General features: G+C 58.4%; 21 protein-coding genes. 18 read left to right on the forward strand and 3 right to left on the reverse strand.

What is annotated here, in order from left to right:
- Window position 1: 1 nt before the first annotated feature.
- Window positions 2-1,288, forward strand: coding sequence for a heme biosynthesis HemY N-terminal domain-containing protein (locus tag IV109_RS06800; RefSeq protein ID WP_296694104.1), 1,287 nt, complete (start codon window positions 2-4; stop codon window positions 1,286-1,288).
- Between the two features lie 34 nt (window positions 1,289-1,322).
- Complete coding sequence (locus tag IV109_RS06805) at window positions 1,323-2,396, forward strand: GGDEF domain-containing protein (RefSeq protein WP_296694107.1); 1,074 nt, start codon at window positions 1,323-1,325, stop codon at window positions 2,394-2,396.
- 79 nt (window positions 2,397-2,475) lie between these two features.
- Here the strand turns inward: IV109_RS06805 and IV109_RS06810 are convergent, their stop codons facing one another.
- Complete coding sequence (locus IV109_RS06810) at window positions 2,476-5,418, reverse strand: Rne/Rng family ribonuclease (RefSeq protein WP_296694109.1); 2,943 nt, start codon at window positions 5,416-5,418, stop codon at window positions 2,476-2,478.
- 501 nt (window positions 5,419-5,919) lie between these two features.
- Between IV109_RS06810 and IV109_RS06815 the strand changes: the two genes are divergently transcribed.
- The 4 genes from IV109_RS06815 to IV109_RS06830 are packed head-to-tail and all read left to right on the forward strand — an operon-like array spanning window position 5,920 to window position 9,045.
- Entirely contained in the window at window positions 5,920-6,939 is a 1,020-nt protein-coding gene (locus IV109_RS06815; protein WP_296694111.1) for an RluA family pseudouridine synthase, read from the forward strand.
- Window positions 6,917-7,603, forward strand: a complete 687-nt coding sequence (locus tag IV109_RS06820; RefSeq protein ID WP_296694114.1) for an HAD-IA family hydrolase — start codon at window positions 6,917-6,919, stop codon at window positions 7,601-7,603. Before IV109_RS06815 ends, IV109_RS06820 begins: the two co-directional genes overlap by 23 nt.
- A gap of 16 nt (window positions 7,604-7,619) precedes the next feature.
- Entirely contained in the window at window positions 7,620-7,985 is a 366-nt protein-coding gene (locus IV109_RS06825; RefSeq protein ID WP_296694120.1) for a Rieske 2Fe-2S domain-containing protein, read from the forward strand.
- A 1-nt stretch (window position 7,986) separates the two neighbouring features.
- Window positions 7,987-9,045: a S49 family peptidase gene (locus tag IV109_RS06830; protein ID WP_296694122.1), complete on the forward strand. Its 1,059-nt coding sequence runs from the start codon at window positions 7,987-7,989 to the stop codon at window positions 9,043-9,045.
- 6 nt (window positions 9,046-9,051) lie between these two features.
- Here the strand turns inward: IV109_RS06830 and IV109_RS06835 are convergent, their stop codons facing one another.
- On the reverse strand, window positions 9,052-9,816 hold the full coding sequence (locus IV109_RS06835) for an SAM-dependent methyltransferase (protein ID WP_296694126.1): 765 nt from the start codon (window positions 9,814-9,816) through the stop codon (window positions 9,052-9,054).
- Entirely contained in the window at window positions 9,813-10,406 is a 594-nt protein-coding gene (locus tag IV109_RS06840) for a Maf family nucleotide pyrophosphatase (protein ID WP_296694130.1), read from the reverse strand. The genes IV109_RS06835 and IV109_RS06840 overlap by 4 nt, the downstream gene beginning before the upstream one ends.
- Before the next feature lie 25 nt (window positions 10,407-10,431).
- Between IV109_RS06840 and IV109_RS06845 the strand changes: the two genes are divergently transcribed.
- The 12 genes from IV109_RS06845 (at window position 10,432) to IV109_RS06900 (ending at window position 19,794) form a co-directional block, all read left to right on the forward strand.
- Window positions 10,432-10,980 carry a YceD family protein gene (locus IV109_RS06845; RefSeq protein WP_296694133.1) on the forward strand — a complete coding sequence of 183 codons (549 nt, stop codon included), beginning with the start codon at window positions 10,432-10,434 and terminating at the stop codon, window positions 10,978-10,980.
- A gap of 110 nt (window positions 10,981-11,090) precedes the next feature.
- Entirely contained in the window at window positions 11,091-11,273 is a 183-nt protein-coding gene (rpmF, locus tag IV109_RS06850; protein WP_296694136.1) for a 50S ribosomal protein L32, read from the forward strand.
- Between the two features lie 107 nt (window positions 11,274-11,380).
- Window positions 11,381-12,430: a phosphate acyltransferase PlsX gene (plsX, locus tag IV109_RS06855; RefSeq protein ID WP_296694146.1), complete on the forward strand. Its 1,050-nt coding sequence runs from the start codon at window positions 11,381-11,383 to the stop codon at window positions 12,428-12,430.
- Between the two features lie 3 nt (window positions 12,431-12,433).
- Window positions 12,434-13,411, forward strand: a complete 978-nt coding sequence (locus IV109_RS06860; RefSeq protein WP_296694148.1) for a beta-ketoacyl-ACP synthase III — start codon at window positions 12,434-12,436, stop codon at window positions 13,409-13,411.
- A 61-nt stretch (window positions 13,412-13,472) separates the two neighbouring features.
- The gene (gene fabD / locus IV109_RS06865; protein WP_296694152.1) at window positions 13,473-14,423 is read left to right on the forward strand and encodes an ACP S-malonyltransferase; all 951 of its coding nucleotides are present in this window, start codon (window positions 13,473-13,475) and stop codon (window positions 14,421-14,423) included.
- A 34-nt stretch (window positions 14,424-14,457) separates the two neighbouring features.
- Window positions 14,458-15,204 carry a 3-oxoacyl-ACP reductase FabG gene (gene fabG, locus IV109_RS06870; RefSeq protein ID WP_296694154.1) on the forward strand — a complete coding sequence of 249 codons (747 nt, stop codon included), beginning with the start codon at window positions 14,458-14,460 and terminating at the stop codon, window positions 15,202-15,204.
- 110 nt (window positions 15,205-15,314) lie between these two features.
- Window positions 15,315-15,554: an acyl carrier protein gene (gene acpP, locus IV109_RS06875; RefSeq protein WP_114973157.1), complete on the forward strand. Its 240-nt coding sequence runs from the start codon at window positions 15,315-15,317 to the stop codon at window positions 15,552-15,554.
- A gap of 146 nt (window positions 15,555-15,700) precedes the next feature.
- The gene (gene fabF / locus IV109_RS06880; RefSeq protein ID WP_296694156.1) at window positions 15,701-16,948 is read left to right on the forward strand and encodes a beta-ketoacyl-ACP synthase II; all 1,248 of its coding nucleotides are present in this window, start codon (window positions 15,701-15,703) and stop codon (window positions 16,946-16,948) included.
- Between the two features lie 48 nt (window positions 16,949-16,996).
- Window positions 16,997-17,464, forward strand: coding sequence for a hypothetical protein (locus IV109_RS06885; protein ID WP_296694157.1), 468 nt, complete (start codon window positions 16,997-16,999; stop codon window positions 17,462-17,464).
- The gene (gene rpoE / locus IV109_RS06890) at window positions 17,442-18,116 is read left to right on the forward strand and encodes an RNA polymerase sigma factor RpoE (RefSeq protein ID WP_296694162.1); all 675 of its coding nucleotides are present in this window, start codon (window positions 17,442-17,444) and stop codon (window positions 18,114-18,116) included. Before IV109_RS06885 ends, rpoE begins: the two co-directional genes overlap by 23 nt.
- Before the next feature lie 14 nt (window positions 18,117-18,130).
- Window positions 18,131-18,772 carry a sigma-E factor negative regulatory protein gene (locus IV109_RS06895; RefSeq protein ID WP_296694165.1) on the forward strand — a complete coding sequence of 214 codons (642 nt, stop codon included), beginning with the start codon at window positions 18,131-18,133 and terminating at the stop codon, window positions 18,770-18,772.
- Window positions 18,769-19,794 carry a MucB/RseB C-terminal domain-containing protein gene (locus IV109_RS06900; RefSeq protein ID WP_296694168.1) on the forward strand — a complete coding sequence of 342 codons (1,026 nt, stop codon included), beginning with the start codon at window positions 18,769-18,771 and terminating at the stop codon, window positions 19,792-19,794. Before IV109_RS06895 ends, IV109_RS06900 begins: the two co-directional genes overlap by 4 nt.
- Window positions 19,795-19,806 lie beyond the last annotated feature (12 nt).

Raw genomic sequence — 19,806 nt, forward strand, 5'->3', positions numbered from 1 at the left:
CATGCGGGCTGCACTGTGGTTTTTGGGCTTGTTCGGCATTGCGGTTGCCATCGCTCTTTTTGCCGGAAATAACCAGGGCACGATCACCGTCTTCTGGCCGCCCCACCGGGTGGACATCTCGCTGAATCTGGTGCTCCTGCTGCTGGCCGTGTTGTTTCTGACCCTGCATGTGGCCTTGCGCGCCCTGGCGGCCTTGTTTGCCATGCCGGGTCACGCACGGCGCTGGCGTATTCAGCACCAGGAGCGAGCCATGCACGTTGCCTTGCTGGACGCACTCTCCCATTTGGTGGCAGGGCGATTTATTCGCGCCAGGAAGGCTGCCGAGGTGGTGCTGGCCCGCGAGACCGCCATGACTCGCAGCGGGGAAACCCTGGCCTATTCGGGACGTTTGCGGGCCTTGTCACATCTGGTGGCGGCTGAAAGTGCCCAGGCATTGCAGGACAAGACGGCGCGTGAGACGCATTTTCGTCAGGCACTGGAACAAGCCTCGCGACGTGACGCCCAGGAAACCCGCGAAGGCGTGCAATTGCGGGCAGCCCGCTGGGCCCTGGAGGACCGCGATGCCCAAGCCTCGCTTCAATGGCTTGATGACCTTCCCCAAGGGGCGGCAAGGCGCACCATTGCCTTGCGCTTGCGCCTGAAGGCCGCACGCATGGCGCGCCAAACAGGGCCGGCACTGGAAACGGCGCGCCTCCTGGCCAAGCATCGTGCGTTTTCCGAGGTGGCCGCACAGGGTATTGTGCGCGGCCTGGCATTGGAGCTGGTGTTGACCGCGCATGATCCTGACCAGTTGCAGTCGGTATGGCATCAACTGGATATGGCCGAGCGGGTGATGCCCGAGGTGGCCGTTCAAGCGGCTCAGAGAATGCTCAAGCTCGGCGGCGATGTGGACTTGGCGCGTGCCTGGCTGTTGCCCGTCTGGGAGCACATGGTGACACAGCGGGGTGCCTTGACGGATGCACAGCGCGTCAATCTCATTCGGACGCTGGAAAGCTGCTTCCCCCTGGTGTCCAGCCCGTCCGATGCGGCATGGCTGACCCGTATCGAGCAGGCACAGCTCAGTAACCCCGGAGACTCGGCCTTGCAGTACCTCGCCGGTATTACCTGTATGCGCCTGCAACTTTGGGGCAAAGCACAGCAATTGTTGAAGCAGTCACTGCCAAGATTGCCGGACGCCGTGCTGGAGCGAAATGCCTGGGTGGCGCTGGCCGAACTGGCCGAGCAACGTGGAGATGTTGCCGCCTCGATGCTGGCCTGGCAAAGCGCGGCGAAGGCTGCAAAAGCGTGACTCGTTCGAAATTCAGGGCTATTATGCGCAACATATGAGTACTCTGATCGAACACATTCTCAAGCTCACCGACCACCGTGACCGGGATTTGCTGGAACTCACGCTGTCCAAGGCCTTGATCGACCTGCTGCCCATCCAGCGCATCGTTATTGCACGGGTCATGAGTGAGGAGGGCGAGCAGCGATGGCTGGAAGTCGCCCGACTCGACGCCAAGGGCGGTGGCAAAGTGGTTGACCCCATGCGCGTGGATTTTCACACCCTGCCCAAAATGGACGATGCGCCTGATCGCTTGAAGTGTCTTCAGCGCCGTGAGATGGTAGAAATTGCCTGGGCTGGAGAAGACGGGCCACGCATCAATATGCTGCCCCTGTTTTCTGATTCCCGCAAGGATGATGAAGGCGTGATTGAGGTCCACTCGGACGCACAACTGACCGACGATGAACTTTTGACGATAGAGCAGTTGCGTCGTATTTACCGCAATATGTACTCTTTGCTGGAATACAGCGATCGTGATGCGCTGACCGGTTTGCTCAACCGCAAATCGCTGGACGACGCCTTCTACAGCGCGGTTCTCGAAGAGCTTGACGGCATCACGGGTGAGCCGAAGATTGCGGGCAAACCCAGAGGCTCCGATGCCGAACGTCGCCACCGTGTCCCGGCCAATTACTGGCTTGGTTCTGCGACCATCGATAACTTTGGTGTGCTCAACGACAAGTACGGTCACCTGATTGCGGAAGAAGTACTTTTGCTGGTGGCCCGTGTGATGAACAACACCTTTCGCACCTACGACCGCATTTATCGCTTTGGTGGCGAGCACTTTGGTGTGCTGATGCACTGCCCCGACGAAGCGCTGGTCTTGGCTGCATTCGAGCGGTTTCGCGTCAATGTTGAAAAATTCAATTTTCCGCAAGTAGGCCGCGTGACAGTCAGTTGCGGGTTTACCAGCGTGATGGCGGATGATTCCCCTAGCAGTGCACTTGAGAAAACCGAGCGTGCAGTCGACTTTGCACAGCGCAGTGGTCGCAACAAGGTTTGCAGCCACCTGGGTCTGGTTCGTCGCGGGTTCTTCGGAGAGCTGCCCAAGGTCGGCGGTGTCGACATCTTCTGATCGTCGATTGCAACTGAAAAAAAAGGGCACTTCACGTGCCCTTTTTTGTGCATGCCATTCAAGGCATGTCGGTCCCTGCTTACTGCGGTGCCTCGAACGGCAGCGTCATATTGCGCAGATCACGTTTGGTCTCAACCAGAATCAAGGGACCCTCGTCCATCCTGACCGGCTCGGGCCGTTCGCGTGGCACGTGAATGGCCTGGGGCTCAGCTGCAATGGCGGCCTGGACCGCAGCAACTTTCGCAGCGTCCGAATTCACCCAGCTCAGGCCCGACTGCTCAGCCACTTTGAACAACTCGTCCATAGGCAGAACAAATGACTGCAGCTTGGGCATGCCCGTAGCGACCGCAACCGGCGCAGGTGCGGACGCCTGAACTGGCTTGGGCGCGGCGACAGGTGCGGCTGGTTCCGCGATGACAGCAACTGCCGGCGCTGCCGGTGCCGGCTGCACCCCGGACGCAACCACGACTGGGGCAGCCACGGCAGGCGCTTCAGTGCCGGTCGTGAAGTAAGACCGGCGAGGTTCTACACCGGCTTCATCTTGCGTAACTTCACGTTCCTGCACCGGGCGTTCCTGACGCTCTGGCCGATCACCTTGCTCGCTGCGATCACCGCGATCGCCGCGGGGTCCACGATCGCGGCGTGGGCGTCGTTCGCGGGTCTCCGCGTTCTCCGTACGTGGTGCCGATCCGTCCGCATCGCTCACCGTGCCGACGGCATGGGCCTGGTTTGCATCCGCGACGGCTGCATCCCGGTTCGTGACATCGGTGCGGGTACCTTCGTCTGGACGACGATTGCGCTCTGGCCGACGCTCACCGCGTCCTTCAGCCTGGGGCTCACCGCGCTCAGCGGGTGCCGTGCGCTCGCCTTGTTCGGTACGCTCACCACGACCGCGGCCGCCTCGGCCATTGCGTTCGCTGCGCTCGGCATTGCGAGGCGGGCGGTCTTGCTGTCCCTGTTCGGTCCTGGGCATCTCCTGACCCGAACCGGTCGCGCCAACGCTTGCGTCCATGGCAACTGGTTTGCCCTCGGCGTCAAAACGCTCGCGCTGACCCTGTGCCGGGCGTTCACCGCGGCCACGGCCTTCGCCACCACGACCACCACGGCCACGGCCTTCGCCACGTCCACCACGGCCGCCGCGACCGTCTTCGCGACCCTCGCCCCGGCCTTCACCACGCGGCTCGTTACGGCGGACACCGTCCCGTGACGGGCGGCCATCGCGTTTCTCGTCCTTGCCAGCATCTACCGCTGGTTTGGGCTGTGCGGCGGGTACAGGTGCCGGTGTGGGCGCAAAAAGTTGCTTGATCCAGCCGAAGAAGCCTTTTTCGGCAGCAGCAGGCGCTGCTACGGGAGCGGCTACCGGACGCGGTGCCGCGACGGATTTGACCGGCTCTGGTTTCGGAGGCGCCACAGGTGCCGGTGCATCGGGCAGCACACCCTTGATGATCGGGGTCTGCTTGTTGGTCGGTTCTTGCGAGCGACGTGTCACCGATGTCGGGTCTTCCATTTCCTCGGCCATCTTGTAGCTGGCTTCAATGTTGTCCAGGCGAGGATCGTCGTGCTTGAGGCGTTCGAGCTTGTAGTTCGGTGTTTCCAGTGTTTTGTTGGGCACCAGAAGCACGTTGATACGCTGTTTGAGCTCAATCTTGGAGATTTCCGAACGCTTTTCATTGAGCAGGAACGATGCCACTTCAACCGGCACCTGGCACAGGACGGAGGCCGTGCTGTCCTTGAGGGACTCTTCCTGAATGATGCGCAGAATTTGCAGCGCACTGGATTCGGTATCGCGGATGTGGCCAGAGCCGCCGCAACGTGGGCAGGGGATGGATGCACCCTCGCTCAAAGCCGGGCGCAGGCGCTGGCGGCTCATCTCCATCAGGCCAAATTTGCTGATGGTGCCGAACTGAACGCGGGCGCGGTCCTGACGCAGCGCATCACGCAGGCGGTTTTCCACATCACGGCGGTTGCGTGACTCTTCCATGTCGATAAAGTCGATCACGATCAGGCCACCCAAGTCGCGCAGACGCATCTGGCGCGCCACTTCGTCGGCAGCTTCCAGGTTGGTGCGGGTGGCGGTTTCCTCGATGTCGCTGCCCTTGATGGCGCGGGCCGAGTTCACGTCCACCGAGACCAAAGCTTCGGTGTGATCGATCACGATGGCGCCGCCGGAGGGCAACTGCACGGTGCGGGCATAGGCCGATTCGATCTGGTGCTCGATCTGGAAACGGCTGAACAAGGGCGCATCGTCGCGGTAGCGCTTCACGCGGGCGGCGTGCTCGGGCATGACGTGTGCCATGAACTGCTGGGCCTGCTCGTACACGTCGTCGGTGTCGATCAGGATGTCGCCGATGTCGTGGTTGAAGTAATCGCGAATAGCGCGGATCACCAGACTGGATTCCTGGTAAATCAGGTAAGCGCCTTTGCCACCCTTGGCCGCGCCGTCAATGGCGTTCCACAGCTTGAGCAGGTAGTTCAGGTCCCATTGCAGCTCGGGTGCGCTGCGGCCGATGCCCGCAGTACGCGCAATGATGCTCATACCATTGGGGTATTCCAGCTGGTCCAGGGCTTCCTTGAGTTCGGCCCGGTCATCGCCTTCAATACGGCGCGATACGCCACCACCACGCGGGTTGTTAGGCATCAGCACCACATAACGGCCGGCCAGCGAGATGAAGGTGGTCAGTGCTGCGCCCTTGTTGCCACGCTCTTCCTTCTCAACCTGAACCATCAGTTCCTGGCCTTCGCGGATGGCATCCTGGATGCGGGCCTGGCTGACAGCCACACCCTGCTGGAAGTACTGGCGGGAGATTTCCTTGAACGGCAGGAAGCCGTGGCGGTCCTCACCGTAGTCAACAAAACAGGCTTCCAGTGATGGCTCTACCCGGGTCACAACCGCTTTGTAGATGTTGCCTTTGCGCTGTTCGCGCCCTTCAATTTCAATCTCATAGTCGAGGAGTTTCTGTCCGTCGACAATGGCCAGGCGGCGTTCTTCAGCCTGCGTGGCGTTAATCAGCATCCGTTTCATGGGTAGCGTTCCTTCAATTCAAATAAACAAACAGCTCTTGACGAGCGTTCGATGCCAGAACTGACGCTTTGAATTGAGGAGGAATTGCCGGAGAACCGAGACTCAAACAGTAAGTCTTGGCGTAGGCGCGTGGAGGGGAGCGAGGGGGTCTGGTTGTGGGGGTGCTATTGAAATAATAGCTGGTTGCGCCCGTCGTGCGGGCGCGGATGATTGATTCGTGCCAAAAAACGGCGCGAATACGCACCGCAGGCAAGTTTGAATCAGATTCATCAACACAAACATCTCGCTTCATTCCGTTCACAGACCTTGGGTCTGCAAACTTTGGGTATTCCGTATCAGTGTTTCAATGCGTCGTCTTGACCGTCTATTTTGCAGGCCACCGCAAGCATTTGGCTTGAGGTTTGCATGCGTGGACAAACGGCGACATCGACCTTCTAGCAGGGGCGGGAATGGTAGGTGGACTAAACTCCAGCTAAATCAACCACTTACCGCGCGTCGCTAGTGAAACACATTATAGGGGGCAATCCTGCCCAGCCGTTGCCTCAGGTCAAAACCGTACTTGTCGATGAAGATTCTGCAGGGCAGCGCCTGGACAATTTCCTGATGCGCCATCTCAAGGGCGTGCCCAAGACCCACGTTTACCGGATCATTCGCAGCGGCGAGGTCAGGGTCAACAAAGGCCGGGCATCCGCCGATACCCGGTTGGAGTCGGGGGATCTGGTTCGCCTGCCGCCGGTACGGATCTCAGAGCGGGTGGCCGAAAAGGCCGAGGCGATGGCACAGGCCAGTGAGCGAGGCGTACCTGCCCGGGATTTCCCCATTCTGTTTGAAGATGAGCACGTGCTGGCCATCGACAAGCCGGCCGGCGTGGCGGTCCACGGCGGATCGGGCGTGAGTTTCGGTGTGATCGAGCAATTGCGCATGGCCCGGCCCCAGGCTAAATTTCTGGAACTGGTGCACCGGCTGGACCGGGAAACCAGTGGCATTTTGCTGATTGCCAAGAAGAGAAGCGCCTTGAAACACCTGCAAGACCAGTTTCGCGAGCGGGAAACCGGCAAAACCTATCTGGCGCTGGTCGTCGGACGCTGGCCTGCCAACAAGAAGGTGTTGGACAAACCCTTGCACAAATACCTGTTGCCCGATGGCGAGCGACGGGTCAAGGTCGTGTCCCGGGATGACCCGGACGGCATGCCGTCTGTCACATTGGTGAAAGTCCGGGACACTCTGGCGAGTGGTTTCACTTTGCTGGAAGTTACGATCAAAACAGGGCGTACCCATCAGATTCGTGTGCATCTTGCCAGCGAAGGCTTCCCCATTGCTGGCGACGACAAATACGGTGATTTTGAATTGAACAAGAAGCTGCTTCGGCCGGGGGCCGCGCCTTCCCTCAAGCGCATGTTTCTTCATGCCTGGCGCTTGCAGTTCAATCACCCGGCCAGCGGCGAACGACTGGAACTGCTGGCCCCTTTACCCTCTGACCTTGAAGCGTTCACGATCCATGCCACACCCTCTGCACCCTGATTCTCCAAGACCACGCCAGTTCGATCTGATTGCTTTTGACTGGGATGGCACGCTGTTTGACTCGACCGTCATCATCACGCGCTGTATCCAGAACGCCGTGCGGGACGTAGGCGGGGCCGTGCCGAGCGACCGCAACGCAGCCTATGTGATTGGCATGGGGCTGATGGAGGCGCTGGCCCATGCTGCGCCCGATGTCCCGGTAGATCGTTACCCCGAGCTCGGTGCGCGTTACCGGCACCATTACATTGCGCACCAGAACGACATCAGCCTGTTTGAAGGAGTCCTGGGGATGCTGGCGGATTTGAAATCGAGCCAGCATTTCCTGACGGTGGCCACAGGCAAGAGTCGCCATGGCCTGGATGAAGCGCTACAGGCCGTGGAATTGCATGGCATGTTTGATGGTTCCCGTACGGCTGATGAAACGGCGGGCAAACCGCATCCCCGTATGCTGCAGGAGTTGATGCGCGAATTTGGTGTGGACCCCGCGCGCACCCTGATGATTGGCGACACCACACATGATCTGCAGATGGCCCTGAACGCTGGCTGCCCCAGCGTGGGGGTGAGTTACGGTGCTCATGAGCCGGAGGCGTTCCATGTCCTGAATCCCCGCTTCGTCGCGCATTCAGTGCGTGAACTCCATGACTGGCTCCGCCTGAACGCCTGAACACTGAGCTGGCGGTATGACACAAGTAATTCCCCTTTGCAACTCGGCCGATCTGGCCAACAGTGGTGAAGCCGTTCCGTTTGACGTGATCTATTGCGGGCAAACCTGTCGCGCCTTTGCCATTCGCTACCAGGACCAGGCGCATGCTTACCTGAATCGTTGTACCCATGTGCCGATGGAGATGGATTACCAGCCCAATCGCTTTTTTGACAGTACGGGCCACTATCTGATGTGCGCCACGCATGGGGCCATGTATCAGCCGCACACGGGCGCATGTCGCATGGGGCCTTGCCGAGGCGGGCTGGTCAAGATTGAGCTTTCCGAATTTGATGGCGTCGTGCACTGGCATACTGCCCATAACCTGAAACCCCTGGATTTTTGAAATGACAGACCCCTTGACTCCCGATCAGCCGAGCGCGACTTCAACGCAAAATGATGCATTAAATCAAGCCTCCTCCGGCATCAATAGTGCGGCGAGTGCTCTGAAAAATGGAGCAGTAGAGGGGGCGTCCGAATCGCCAGGCTGGGAGCGTGCGACGCTGGAAAGGCTGGCCTTCGCATCCTTGACCGAGCAACGGCTTGCGCGTCGCTGGCGTAATTTTGTTCGACTGGCCTGGTTGGCATTTTTGGTGTTCGTCGCCTGGTATGCGCTCAGCCAAAGCGGTCAGCCGCAAGACAGCTCGACGCCTCACACGGCCGTGGTCGAAATCAAGGGTGAAATTGCATCGGGCGCCGAAGCCAGTGCTGACCTGATTGTGGCGGCCATGCGCGGTGCCTTTGAAGACAATGGTGCGCAAGCGGTGGTTTTATTGATCAATTCGCCTGGTGGCAGCCCGGTGCAGGCCGGCATCATCAACGACGAGATCAGGCGCTTAAAGGTCAAGTACAAAAAGCCCGTGTATGCCGTGGTGGAGGAGTCCTGTGCTTCAGCTGCTTACTACATTGCCGTGGCAGCAGACAAAATTTATGTCGACAAGGCCAGTATCGTCGGCAGCATTGGTGTGTTGATGGATGGTTTTGGTTTTACCGGTTTGATGGACAAGCTGGGTGTGGAGCGCCGCCTGATGACGGCGGGCGAGAACAAGGGTTTTCTGGATCCTTTCAGTCCTCAAACGGAAAAGCAGCGGGCTTTTGCCCAAGCCATGCTGGATCAGATTCACAAGCAGTTCATTGACGTGGTCAAGGCGGGGCGTGGAGCCCGTTTGAAGGAAACCCCGGAGACCTTCAGCGGCCTGTTCTGGAGTGGCCAGCAAGCCATTGAGCTCGGTTTGGCAGACCAGCTGGGCAGTCTTGATTTCGTGGCACGTGAGGTGGTCAAGGCCGAGGACATCGTCGACTACACCCGGCGCGACAACGTGGCGGAACGCCTGGTCAAACGTTTTGGTGCCGCCATTGGTGAAGGCTCGGTGCGGGCCGTCAAATCGATGCCAGGCCTGCGGTAAACCGGCTCACCGACCCAGGGCAAATACGGCCGGGGTTGAGTTATTCAACGCCGAGGCTTTCTGCCGCCAGGCTTTGATGGCTTCGCTGCGGCAGATGCCGCTGGCCAATGTGATTGCGCTGCACACCGCGAGCCGGGTGTTTGGCTGCAAGGTTTGCAGCAGTGTCTGCATCATGGCTGCATTGCGATAAGGCGTTTCAATGAACAGCTGGGTTTGGCCCGTTTTCAGTGCCAGTGATTCAAGTTCGCGCAGGCGTTGCGCTCGTTCTGCCGCGTCTTGTGGCAGGTAGCCGACAAACGCGAAGTTCTGGCCGTTCAGGCCACTGGCAGCCAGTGCCAGCAGCAGCGACACTGGACCCGTCAAGGGGATGACTTCGATCCCCAAATCATGGGCGGCACGTACCACCGAAGAGCCGGGGTCCGCCACGGCCGGCATGCCCGCTTCACTGACCAGCCCAACATCATGCCCTTCAAGGGCGGGTGTCAGCAGGTGGCGCGCGTCAAAGTTGCCGTTGTGATCACCTTTTTTGTGCACTTCGCGCGGCAACTCCTGAATGTTCAGGGTTTGAAGCGGGCCAGCCAGAGGTGTAATTTCATTCACCCGCTTCAAGTAAGCGCGTGCCGACTTGGCGTTTTCGCAAACCCAATATTGCAGTTTTGCCGCTACGGTGAGTGTGCCCATTGGCATGGAGTTTTGAAGGCTTGACTGTTCATCGCAGCCAAAATCCAGAGGTGCCGGAACCAGATAGAGCTTGCCATGAGGCGTGTTCATAGCAGCTTGACTCCTGCAGCCTGAAGCATCCGGCAAGTCCGAATCAATGGCAAACCCACTAACGCGGTGGGGTCATCGTTGTCGATGCTTTCCAGCAAGGCGATGCCCAGACCTTCGCTTTTGGCGCTGCCCGCGCAGTCGTAAGGGGTTTCTGCCAGCAGGTAGCTTTCAATTTCAGGGTCGGAGAGCGCGCGAAATTTCACTTTGACCTGGGCCAGGTCCATTTGTGCAAATCCGGTCTCGAAGCACACCACCGCCACGGCGGTCTGGAAAATCACGGTTTTCCCGCGCATTTGCTGCAGTTGCGCCACGGCGCGGGCGTGATTGCCTGGTTTGCCCAACGGCAGACACTCCAGATCCGCCACTTGGTCGGAGCCAATGACCACGCGGTCCGGAAATTGCGCAGCTACCGCGCGGGCCTTGGCCATGGCCAGTCTGCAGGCCAGTTGTTTGGGTGTTTCGGAGGGCTGCGGGGTTTCATCAACGTCGGGTGCGGCGACTTCAAACGGAATACGCAGGCGCTCCAGCAGCTCGCGCCGGTAGGGCGAGGTGGAGCCCAGGACAAGTTTTCGGGGGGTAAGTTCAGACATCCCTTGATTCTCTTACACTGTGAGGATGAAACAAGAGCCTCTTTCTCCGCGTATCGATGTCAAGGCCTTTGCGCAGGCTGCCAGTTCGTTGAGTGGCGCTGATTCGCTATCAAAATATGAGCGTCTGATGGAGGAAGTTAAAAGGCTGGGCTCGGATCGGACTCTGACCTGGTCCGCGCAGGGTGAATTCCGTACTGACGAGTTGGGGGCGGATCAGGTCTGGCTGCACTTGACTGCGGAAGTCAGTTTGCCGCTGACCTGCCAGCGCTGTCTGGGTCCTGTGGATATTGCAGTGTCCGTTAACCGGTCGTTCCGATTTGTCGGTAGTGAAGAGGCCGCCGAGGCGCAGGATGAAGACGCTGAAGAAGATGTGCTGGCCTTGAGTCCGGATTTCAACTTGTCTGAGTTGATTGAGGACGAGGTGCTGATGGAGTTGCCCGTGGTGCCACGACACGAAACGTGCCCAGTCGAGCTTAAATTGGCTGCAGTCGATCCGGATTTTGACCGGGCACTGGCTGAAAAAACCAATCCTTTTGCGGCCTTGGCCAAGCTACGGGATCCCAAGTTGGGCTAAATTGGCGAGTTGCGCTATAATCTAAGGCTTCGCGCGGATTGAACAAAGTCGCGTATTCCACAAACCCAATGTGTTGCATCCTTTGCGGCACACCCGTTAAGGAGCGGATCATGGCCGTCCAACAGAACAAAAAATCACCTTCGAAGCGCGGTATGCACCGTTCGCACAATGCTCTGGTCGTGCCGGGCATCGCCGTTGAAACAACAACCGGTGAAACCCACCTGCGTCACCACATCAGCCCCAATGGCTTTTACCGTGGTCGTCAAGTGCTCAAGACCAAGTCTGAAGCCTGATCATTCTCGATAAGCCAAGGCCCGAAGCTACCGTATTTGTAGCGTCGGGCCTTTGTTTTTATGCTCCCGGTATTCAGTTGCCACTTGCCTGGCTTCATTAGTTTCTCATGATCACAATTGCTGTTGACTGCATGGGAGGCGATCATGGCCCTCGTGTCACCCTGCCTGCCTGCCGCAAATTTCTGGATGGCCATCCCGACGCACAGTTGCTGTTGGTGGGCCTCGCAGATAGCCTGAGCGCCTTCACTCATCCGCGTGCCAAAGCCATTTTCGCCAGCGAGGTCGTTGGGATGGATGATCCGCTGGAAGTGGCCCTCCGGCGAAAAAAAGACTCCTCCATGCGCGTCGCCATCCAGCAGGTCAAGGCTGGCGGGGCGCAAGCGGCTGTATCTGCTGGCAATACGGCTGCATTGATGGCGATATCCAAGTATTTGTTGAAAACCCTGGATGGCATTGACCGTCCAGCCATTGCTGGTCAAATGCCCAATGCCAAGGGGCAGGGCACCACGGTGCTGGATATGGGGGCGAATGTGGATTGTTCGGCGGAGCATTTGCTGCAGTTTGCCGTAATGGGCTCTGCCCTCGTGTCCGCTTTGACTGGCAATGAAAACCCGACAGTAGGCTTGCTCAACAATGGCGAAGAAGCCATTAAGGGGAATGAAGTCATCAAAAAGGCAGCTGAATTGCTTCGAACAGCATCTAAAGCCGGTGATTTGAATTTTTATGGCAATGTCGAAGGCAATGATATTTTCAAAGGAACCGTTGACATTGTGGTCTGTGATGGTTTTGTCGGGAATGTGGCTCTGAAGGCCAGCGAAGGTCTGGCCACGATGATTGTTGATTTTTTGAAGAAAGAGTTTTCTCGCAATATCTTCACTAAATTAGCTGCGATCTTTGCTTATCCGGTGATATTGGCGCTTAAAAATCGCATGGATCATCGTCGCTACAACGGTGGAGCCCTGTTGGGGCTTCGCGGTCTGGTGTTTAAAAGCCATGGCTCGGCGGACGAGCTGGGTTTTGAGTACGCGTTGAAGCGGGCGTATGATGCTGCCAGTCATAACTTGCTTGACCGTGTTCAAGTCCGGATTGCTCATGCTGCGCCACTTCTGGCCGGCGGTGGGTTGTCCGTGCCGCCTGAACCGGTTGCACTTGCTTAATAAATGAGACGATATTCACGCATCACCGGCACTGGCAGCTACCTTCCACCCCGTCGATTGACCAACGCCGATCTGGCTGAAGAGTTGGCCGCCAGTGGCGTCGAGACTTCAGACGACTGGATAGTTGAACGCACCGGAATCCGGGCGCGCCATTTTGCGGCGGCCGATGTCTGTAGCAGTGATCTGGGCGTTGAGGCTGCGCGCAGGGCATTGGATGCGGCAGGTGTGCTTGCCCAGGACATTGACCTGATCATTGTTGCCACCTCCACGCCCGATATGGTGTTTCCGTCCACAGCCTGCATATTGCAGAACAAGCTGGGTGCCAACGGCTGCCCGGCATTTGACGTGCAGGCGGTTTGCAGTGGTTTCATCTATGCACTGACGGTGGCTGACGCCATGATCCAGACCGGCTCCGCCAGCAAGGCGCTGGTGATTGGTGCCGAAGTCTTTTCCCGCATCCTGGATTTCAAGGACCGGACGACCTGCGTGCTGTTTGGTGATGGTGCCGGTGCCGTGGTGCTCGAAGCGTCCGACACCCCTGGCATTCTCGCCAGTGATTTGCACGCGGATGGCAAACATGTTGGCATCTTGTGCGTGCCGGGCCATGTGTCCGGTGGCAGCGTATTGGGTGATCCCTTGTTGAAAATGGATGGACAGGCCGTGTTCAAGCTGGCCGTCGGTGTGCTGGACGAAGCCGCCCGTGCCACGCTCGCGAAGGCGGGCAAGACTGCGGCTGACATCGACTGGCTGATTCCGCATCAGGCCAACATTCGCATCATGCAGAGCACCGCCCGCAAGCTGAAGCTCCCCATGGACAAGGTGATTGTCACGGTGGACCAGCACGGCAACACCTCCGCCGCCTCCATTCCGCTGGCGCTGGACACCGCAGTGCGGTCAGGTCGTGTCGTGCCGGGCCAGTTGTTGCTGCTGGAAGGCGTGGGCGGTGGCTTCACCTGGGGTGCGGTGCTACTGAATATGTAGCTCCAGGCGGCCTCCTGCCAATGACGGGGGCCTGATTTTTCCAATTTTTCACAATGGCAACATGAAACCATTTGCTTTCGTTTTTCCTGGACAGGGATCCCAGTCCGTCGGCATGCTCGATGCGTGGGGCGATCACCCCGTTGTACTGGAAGCCTTGCAAGAGGCCTCCGATGCTTTGGGGGAAGATGTGGCCAAACTCATCAGGGAAGGTCCCAAGGAGGCCTTGGCCCTCACGACCAACACCCAGCCGGTGATGCTGGTGGCCGCAGTGGCTGCCTACCGCGTCTGGATGGTGGATACTGGTGTGGCACCTTCTGCGGTAGCGGGTCACTCATTGGGCGAATATTCGGCCATGGTGGCTGCGGGCATGTTGACTCTGAGTCAGGCCGCCCCGCTGGTACGTTTCAGGGCGCAGGCCATGCAAGAGGCCGTGCCCGTGGGCGTGGGCGCCATGGCCGCTATTCTGGGTATGGATGCTCCCAAAGTCATCGCAATTTGTGCAGAGGTGACGCAGGGTTTTGGTGGAGACTCTTCGGAAGTGGTGGAGGCGGTCAACTTCAATGATCCAGCCCAGACGGTCATTGCCGGCAGCAAGGCTGCGGTTGACAAGGCTTGCGAAGTTCTGAAGGCCAGCGGCGCCAAGCGCGCTTTGCCCTTGCCCGTGTCAGCCCCATTTCATTCCAGTCTGATGAAGCCAGCGGCCGACAGGCTGCGGGAAAAGCTGGAGGCGATCGATTTTTCTTCGCCGCAAATGGCATTGATCAACAATGTGGATGTTGCTGTGGAGACAGATGCGGATCGCATTCGCGATGCCCTGTATCGTCAGGCCTTCGGTCCCGTGCGATGGGTTGAATGCGTGCAAGCCCTCAAGGCGCGTGGTTTGACCACGTTGGTGGAGTGCGGTCCAGGCAAGGTTCTGGCTGGCATGGTCAAGCGCATTGACCCGGAGATGAGCGGCATGGCCTTGCTGGATCCGGCCAGTCTGGCGGAAGTGAAGGGATTGCTGGCCTGATCGGCAGTTGAAATGGGCAAATGCAGGAGCAATGATGAACGACATGAAATTTGAAGGACAGGTCGCGTTGGTTACGGGCGCCTCGCGCGGCATCGGCGCTGCGATTGCACTGGAGTTGGCTCATCGCGGGCTGAAGGTGATTGGCACCGCCACGACCGACGAGGGGGCTGCAAAAATTGGACAGACCCTGTCCGCCTTCCCCGGTTGTGCCGGCCGCACGCTGGATGTGAACGATGTGCAGTCAGCCCAGGCCCTGATTGACACGATCATCAAGGAGCATGGCGGCTTGCAGGTGCTGGTGAACAACGCAGGTATCACCCGTGACAACCTCGCCATGCGCATGAAAGACGAGGAATGGGATGCCGTTCTGGATACCAATCTCAAAGCAGTGTTCCGGATGAGCCGCGCGGTGATGCGACCCATGATGAAGCAGCGCTACGGTCGCATCATCAGCATCACATCGGTGGTCGGTGCATCGGGAAATCCGGGGCAGGCCAACTATGCGGCTGCCAAGGCGGGCGTGGCAGGCATGACCCGCGCGTTAGCGCGTGAACTGGGTTCGCGCAATATCACGGTCAATTGCGTCGCGCCGGGATTTATTGAAACCGACATGACGGCCAGCCTTCAGGAAGACCAGCAGAAAGCCTTGCTGGGACAAATTCCTCTGGGGCATCTGGGCAAACCTTCCGACATTGCCCATGCGGTGTCTTATCTGGCCTCGCCACAGGCCGCTTACGTAACGGGGCAGGAATTGCACGTCAACGGCGGCATGTACATGTAAGCCTGAAACAAAAAAGACAAGCCGATTTATCCGCTCGGCAGCCAGATCGGGGAATATGCCCGATCCCCGGCTAAAATCGCGGATTCATTCACAACCCTCTGAGGGAACCCATGAGCGATATCGAAGCACGCGTTAAAAAAATCATTGCCGAACAACTTGGCGTAGAAGAGTCACAAGTTACAAGCGAAAAAGCCTTTGTTGCCGATCTGGGCGCCGATTCACTGGACACGGTCGAACTGGTCATGGCACTGGAAGACGAGTTTGGTATTGAAATTCCAGACGAAGATGCCGAGAAGATCACAACGGTGCAAAACGCAATCGATTACGCCAATACGCACAAGAAGGCCTAAGTCGGGTCGTGTGGGATGCGTCAAGCACCCATGCAGCCTATGGCCAAATGTGAGGGACTGCGTCGCCATGCGATGTATGTCCACCAGCCTGGTTTCATGCCGCTCCAGGCGGCTTTCTTTAGATCAACTACTGACTGCAAATTTCTATGACCCGTCGTCGCGTTGTTGTAACAGGTTTGGGTTGTATCAGTCCCGTGGGCAACACGGTGACAGATGCCTGGACCAATCTGTTGGCCGGCAAGTCCGGCATTGATCTAATCACCAAATTTGACGCCTCCAGCTTCGCCTGCAAGATTGCCGGCGAAGTGAAAGGTTTTGATTTGGAGTCCTACATCGGTGCCAAAGAGGCGCGCACGATGGACAGCTTCATTCATTTTGGTGTTGCCGCAGCCAGTCAGGCCGTTGCCGATGCAGGCTTGCCAACGGGCGAAGCGCTGGACGATGATCTCGCCACGCGTATTGGCGTTGTATTGGGCTCCGGCATCGGCGGTCTGCCCATGATTGAGAATGTGCATACTGAGTACGTTCAACGCGGTGCTCGTCGTATCTCTCCATTTTTTGTGCCATCCACCATTGTCAATATGGTGGCTGGCCATGTGTCGATTCGTTTTGGTTTCAAAGGTCCTAACCTCTCCATCGTGACGGCCTGCACAACCGGTCTGCATTGCATTGGCGAAGCCGGGCGCATGATCGAGTATGGCGATGCTGACGTGATGGTGGCTGGCGGTGCTGAAGCAACCGTGTCTGCCTTGGGTATTGGTGGTTTTGCCGCCATGCGCGCCTTGAGCACCCGTAACGATGACCCCCAGACGGCCTCGCGTCCTTGGGACAAGGACCGTGATGGTTTTGTTCTCGGTGAAGGGGCCGGGGTCATGGTGCTTGAAGAATATGAGCACGCCAAGGCGCGTGGCGCCAAAATTTACGCAGAACTGGGCGGTTTCGGCATGAGTGCGGATGCGGGTCACATGACTGCGCCCAACATGGACGGTCCTCGCCGTGCCATGCTGAGTGCCTTGCGCAATGCGGGTCTCAACACGGATCAAGTGGACTACCTGAATGCCCATGGCACGTCGACCCCGTTGGGCGATTTGAACGAATCGAACGCCATCAAGGCGGCTTTGGGTGATCACGCCAAAAAGATTGTGGTCAATTCCACCAAGTCCATGACCGGGCACTTGTTGGGCGGCGCAGGCGGTATCGAGTCGGTGTTCACCGTGCTGGCGCTGCATCACCAGAAGAGCCCGCCGACCATCAATATTTACAACCAGGATCCCGACTGTGATCTGGACTACTGCGCAAACACTGCGCGGGACATGAAAATCGATGTTGCATTGAAAAACAATTTTGGATTTGGTGGCACCAACGGTTCCCTGGTATTCAAGCGTGCCTCCTGAAATATTTTCGTCGGTGCTTTCCAGCTCCATCGTTTGATTGAGTCCAGCATGCGCAACGCCCCAGCGGTCAGTTATCCGGTGGGGCGTTCGTCTTTTCAGGCTTGGCTTATTCTTGGGATGGTCTTGTGTGCGGCTGCTGTGGGGCTGCTTTGGCAGCAGCAGACCGGCCCGGTCGCATGGCGCTGGCACCTGTTTGTCGTGACGTCGCTGCTTACTTTTGCGTTTGCTGCCGTTCTGTGGTGGCGTACGCCCAAGGGTTGCCTGATGTGGGATGGTCAAAACTGGTGCTGGACTTGTCCAGGCATGTCGATGGCCGGTACCCTGGCGGTTCATCTGGATTTTCAAGGTCTGATGGTATTGAGTCTGCGCACCGGGGGCCGGGCTCCCCTGTGGCTGTGGCCGCAGCGTAGTGCGCAACCCGAGTTGTGGCAGGCCTTGCGTTGTGCTGCTTTTGCTCGTGCAGAGCAGCGGCGGGCTATTCAAACAGGTCCTGATGCGGATCTTTTGTCCAGGTGAACCGGTGAATTCAGAGTCCAACTCCCCGGCGTCGCCCCCTGTGCCTGACGCCACAAACAGCGATGCGATGCTGGTCGAGCGGGCCGTGGCGGGAGAACAAGGTGCTTTTGAGTTGCTCGTCATCAAGTATCAACGGCGTATTCAAAGGCTGATTGGCCGCATGGTGCGAGATGTCGATCTGGTCGACGACATTGCCCAGGAGACTTTTATCCGTGCCTATCGGGCCTTGCATCAGTTTCGCGGTGACGCCCAGTTTTACACCTGGCTGTACCGTATTGCTGTCAATACGGCGAAGAAATTCCTTCTGGAACTCAAGCGCGATCCAACCGTGTCGGAGAACGCTTTCAAATCGGATGACGACGGCGATGAAACTTCTTGGGCTGGAAGTGAACCAATAGCGAGTGAGACGCCCGAATCACTGTTGGCGGCCAAAGAAATTGCCGCGGCAGTGAATCAGGCCTTGGAGGCCTTGCCCGAGGACTTGCGACAAGCCCTGACCTTGCGCGAAATTGAAGGTTTGAGTTATGACGAGATCGCGGAAATGATGAATTGCCCTATCGGTACGGTGCGTTCCCGGATCTTTCGCGCACGCGAGGCCGTGTCGGCCAAAGTGAAACCGATGCTGGAAAAACAGACCGGCAAGCGCTGGTAGAACGGGACATAAAGATGCAGGACCCTGTGAAAAATAGTGAGCTTGTTTCGGCGCTGGTCGATGGTCAGTTGCGACCGGAGGAGTTTGCTGAGGTCATTGAGTGGGTGGGTAGCACTGAAGATGCCCGTGCGACTTGGCACGCTTACCACCTGGTGGGTGATGTCATGCGCTCCAGTGATGCGCTGGCAGGTGGTGTGGACGCGGTTTTCATGGCGCGACTGAGGCAGGGCCTGCAGCGCGAGACGGCATCACCTGCAGTGCAAAATGCTATTAATTTAATAGCTAATGATGCAATGCCGGAAAGGGCTCGTGCTCTAAATCTATCGGATATTGAGGCTGCCAATGACAGTCGGTATCGCTGGCGACTGGTGGCCGGGATAGTGTCCCTGGCTCTGGTATCACTCATTGGCTGGCAGGGGTTGGGGCCTTGGGCGGATCAGTCAGGCACTGTCCGGTTGGCTCAGGGATCGACGCCAGTGACTGGGGCTGGCATCGCACCCCAGCAGGACACGGCCCTTGCGGAACCTCAGGTGATGATTCGCGATCCGCAGCTCGACGCCTTGCTGGCGGCGCATAAGCAGTTTGGGGGAACGTCTGCGCTACAAATGCCCGCTGGATTTTTGCGAAATGCCACTTTTGAAGGAGCTGCCCGTTGAGACAGCCTGAATTTATGGCCGTCGGAGCACTTGCTGTGCTGCTCAGTACAGTGGCCTGCGCTGAAAGCAAGCTCCCCCTGGCGGCGCCGCTTGTCATGGAGGACAAGGTGGCGGACCGCAGTGTGAGTGAATGGCTCATGCGCATGCATGAGGGCTCGCGTCGGCGTGCCTATGTGGGCACGTTTGTTGTTTCTGCGGGGGGCAATATGGCCAGTGCCCGCATTTGGCATGTTTGTGACGGCGAGCAGCAGATGGAGCGGGTTGAATCCCTGACGGGTGTACCTCGGTCCACCTTTCGGCGCAATGACCAGGTGATCACCTTTCTGCCGGATAGCCGGATAGCCGTGGCGGAGCGGCGCGAGTCCCTGGGCCTGTTTCCGAACTTGCTGCAATCGGCGGATTCTTCCATTGGGCAGTTTTATCAGGTCCGTGCCACCGGGCGTGAGCGTGTTGCTGGCTTTGAAGCCGATGTGGTGCAACTGCGGCCTGAGGACAACTTGCGCTTCGGATACCGTGTCTGGACTGAAAAAAAGACGGGTCTCGTGATCAAGCTGCAGACCCTGGACGGCGAAGGGCGTGTACTGGAACAGGCTGCCTTCTCCGAATTGCAGCTGAACGTGCCTGTGAGCATGAGCAAGTTGACCCGGATGATGGGCAATACCGAGGGTTACCAAATTCAGAAGCCGGAAATGGTGAAGACCACGGCCGCTGCCGAGGGCTGGGAGTTGAAAACTGCAGTGCCTGGCTTCAAACCCATGAGTTGCTACAAGCGAACCGTGGGGGCGGCTGGTGAGACCCGTTCTGAGAACACGGTGCAATGGATCTTTTCGGACGGTCTGGCTTCGGTGTCGCTTTTCGTTGAGGCCTTTGACCCCCGGCGCCACGGACAGCCGGGGAGCTTGGCCATGGGGGCGACCCACACGTTGACGCGCCGCATGGGCGACTGGTGGCTCACTGCGGTGGGTGAGGTGCCTTTGCAGACGCTCACGGTCTTTGCGCAAGGACTTGAGCGCAAAAAATGAATCCTTATTTCA

Source organism: Rhodoferax sp. (genome assembly GCF_018780565.1).
GTDB lineage: Bacteria > Pseudomonadota > Gammaproteobacteria > Burkholderiales > Burkholderiaceae_C > Rhodoferax.

Coding starts and splice junctions, on each gene's coding strand:
- IV109_RS06800 (WP_296694104.1), top strand. CDS start 2: ATGCGGGCTGCACTGTGGTTTTTGGGCTTGTTCGGCATTGCGGTTGCC.
- IV109_RS06805 (WP_296694107.1), top strand. CDS start 1,323: ATGAGTACTCTGATCGAACACATTCTCAAGCTCACCGACCACCGTGAC.
- IV109_RS06810 (WP_296694109.1), bottom strand. CDS start 5,418: ATGAAACGGATGCTGATTAACGCCACGCAGGCTGAAGAACGCCGCCTG.
- IV109_RS06820 (WP_296694114.1), top strand. CDS start 6,917: ATGCCACACCCTCTGCACCCTGATTCTCCAAGACCACGCCAGTTCGAT.
- IV109_RS06825 (WP_296694120.1), top strand. CDS start 7,620: ATGACACAAGTAATTCCCCTTTGCAACTCGGCCGATCTGGCCAACAGT.
- IV109_RS06830 (WP_296694122.1), top strand. CDS start 7,987: ATGACAGACCCCTTGACTCCCGATCAGCCGAGCGCGACTTCAACGCAA.
- IV109_RS06835 (WP_296694126.1), bottom strand. CDS start 9,816: ATGAACACGCCTCATGGCAAGCTCTATCTGGTTCCGGCACCTCTGGAT.
- IV109_RS06840 (WP_296694130.1), bottom strand. CDS start 10,406: ATGTCTGAACTTACCCCCCGAAAACTTGTCCTGGGCTCCACCTCGCCC.
- IV109_RS06845 (WP_296694133.1), top strand. CDS start 10,432: ATGAAACAAGAGCCTCTTTCTCCGCGTATCGATGTCAAGGCCTTTGCG.
- rpmF (WP_296694136.1), top strand. CDS start 11,091: ATGGCCGTCCAACAGAACAAAAAATCACCTTCGAAGCGCGGTATGCAC.
- plsX (WP_296694146.1), top strand. CDS start 11,381: ATGATCACAATTGCTGTTGACTGCATGGGAGGCGATCATGGCCCTCGT.
- IV109_RS06860 (WP_296694148.1), top strand. CDS start 12,434: ATGAGACGATATTCACGCATCACCGGCACTGGCAGCTACCTTCCACCC.
- fabD (WP_296694152.1), top strand. CDS start 13,473: ATGAAACCATTTGCTTTCGTTTTTCCTGGACAGGGATCCCAGTCCGTC.
- fabG (WP_296694154.1), top strand. CDS start 14,458: ATGAACGACATGAAATTTGAAGGACAGGTCGCGTTGGTTACGGGCGCC.
- acpP (WP_114973157.1), top strand. CDS start 15,315: ATGAGCGATATCGAAGCACGCGTTAAAAAAATCATTGCCGAACAACTT.
- fabF (WP_296694156.1), top strand. CDS start 15,701: ATGACCCGTCGTCGCGTTGTTGTAACAGGTTTGGGTTGTATCAGTCCC.
- IV109_RS06885 (WP_296694157.1), top strand. CDS start 16,997: ATGCGCAACGCCCCAGCGGTCAGTTATCCGGTGGGGCGTTCGTCTTTT.
- rpoE (WP_296694162.1), top strand. CDS start 17,442: ATGCGGATCTTTTGTCCAGGTGAACCGGTGAATTCAGAGTCCAACTCC.
- IV109_RS06895 (WP_296694165.1), top strand. CDS start 18,131: ATGCAGGACCCTGTGAAAAATAGTGAGCTTGTTTCGGCGCTGGTCGAT.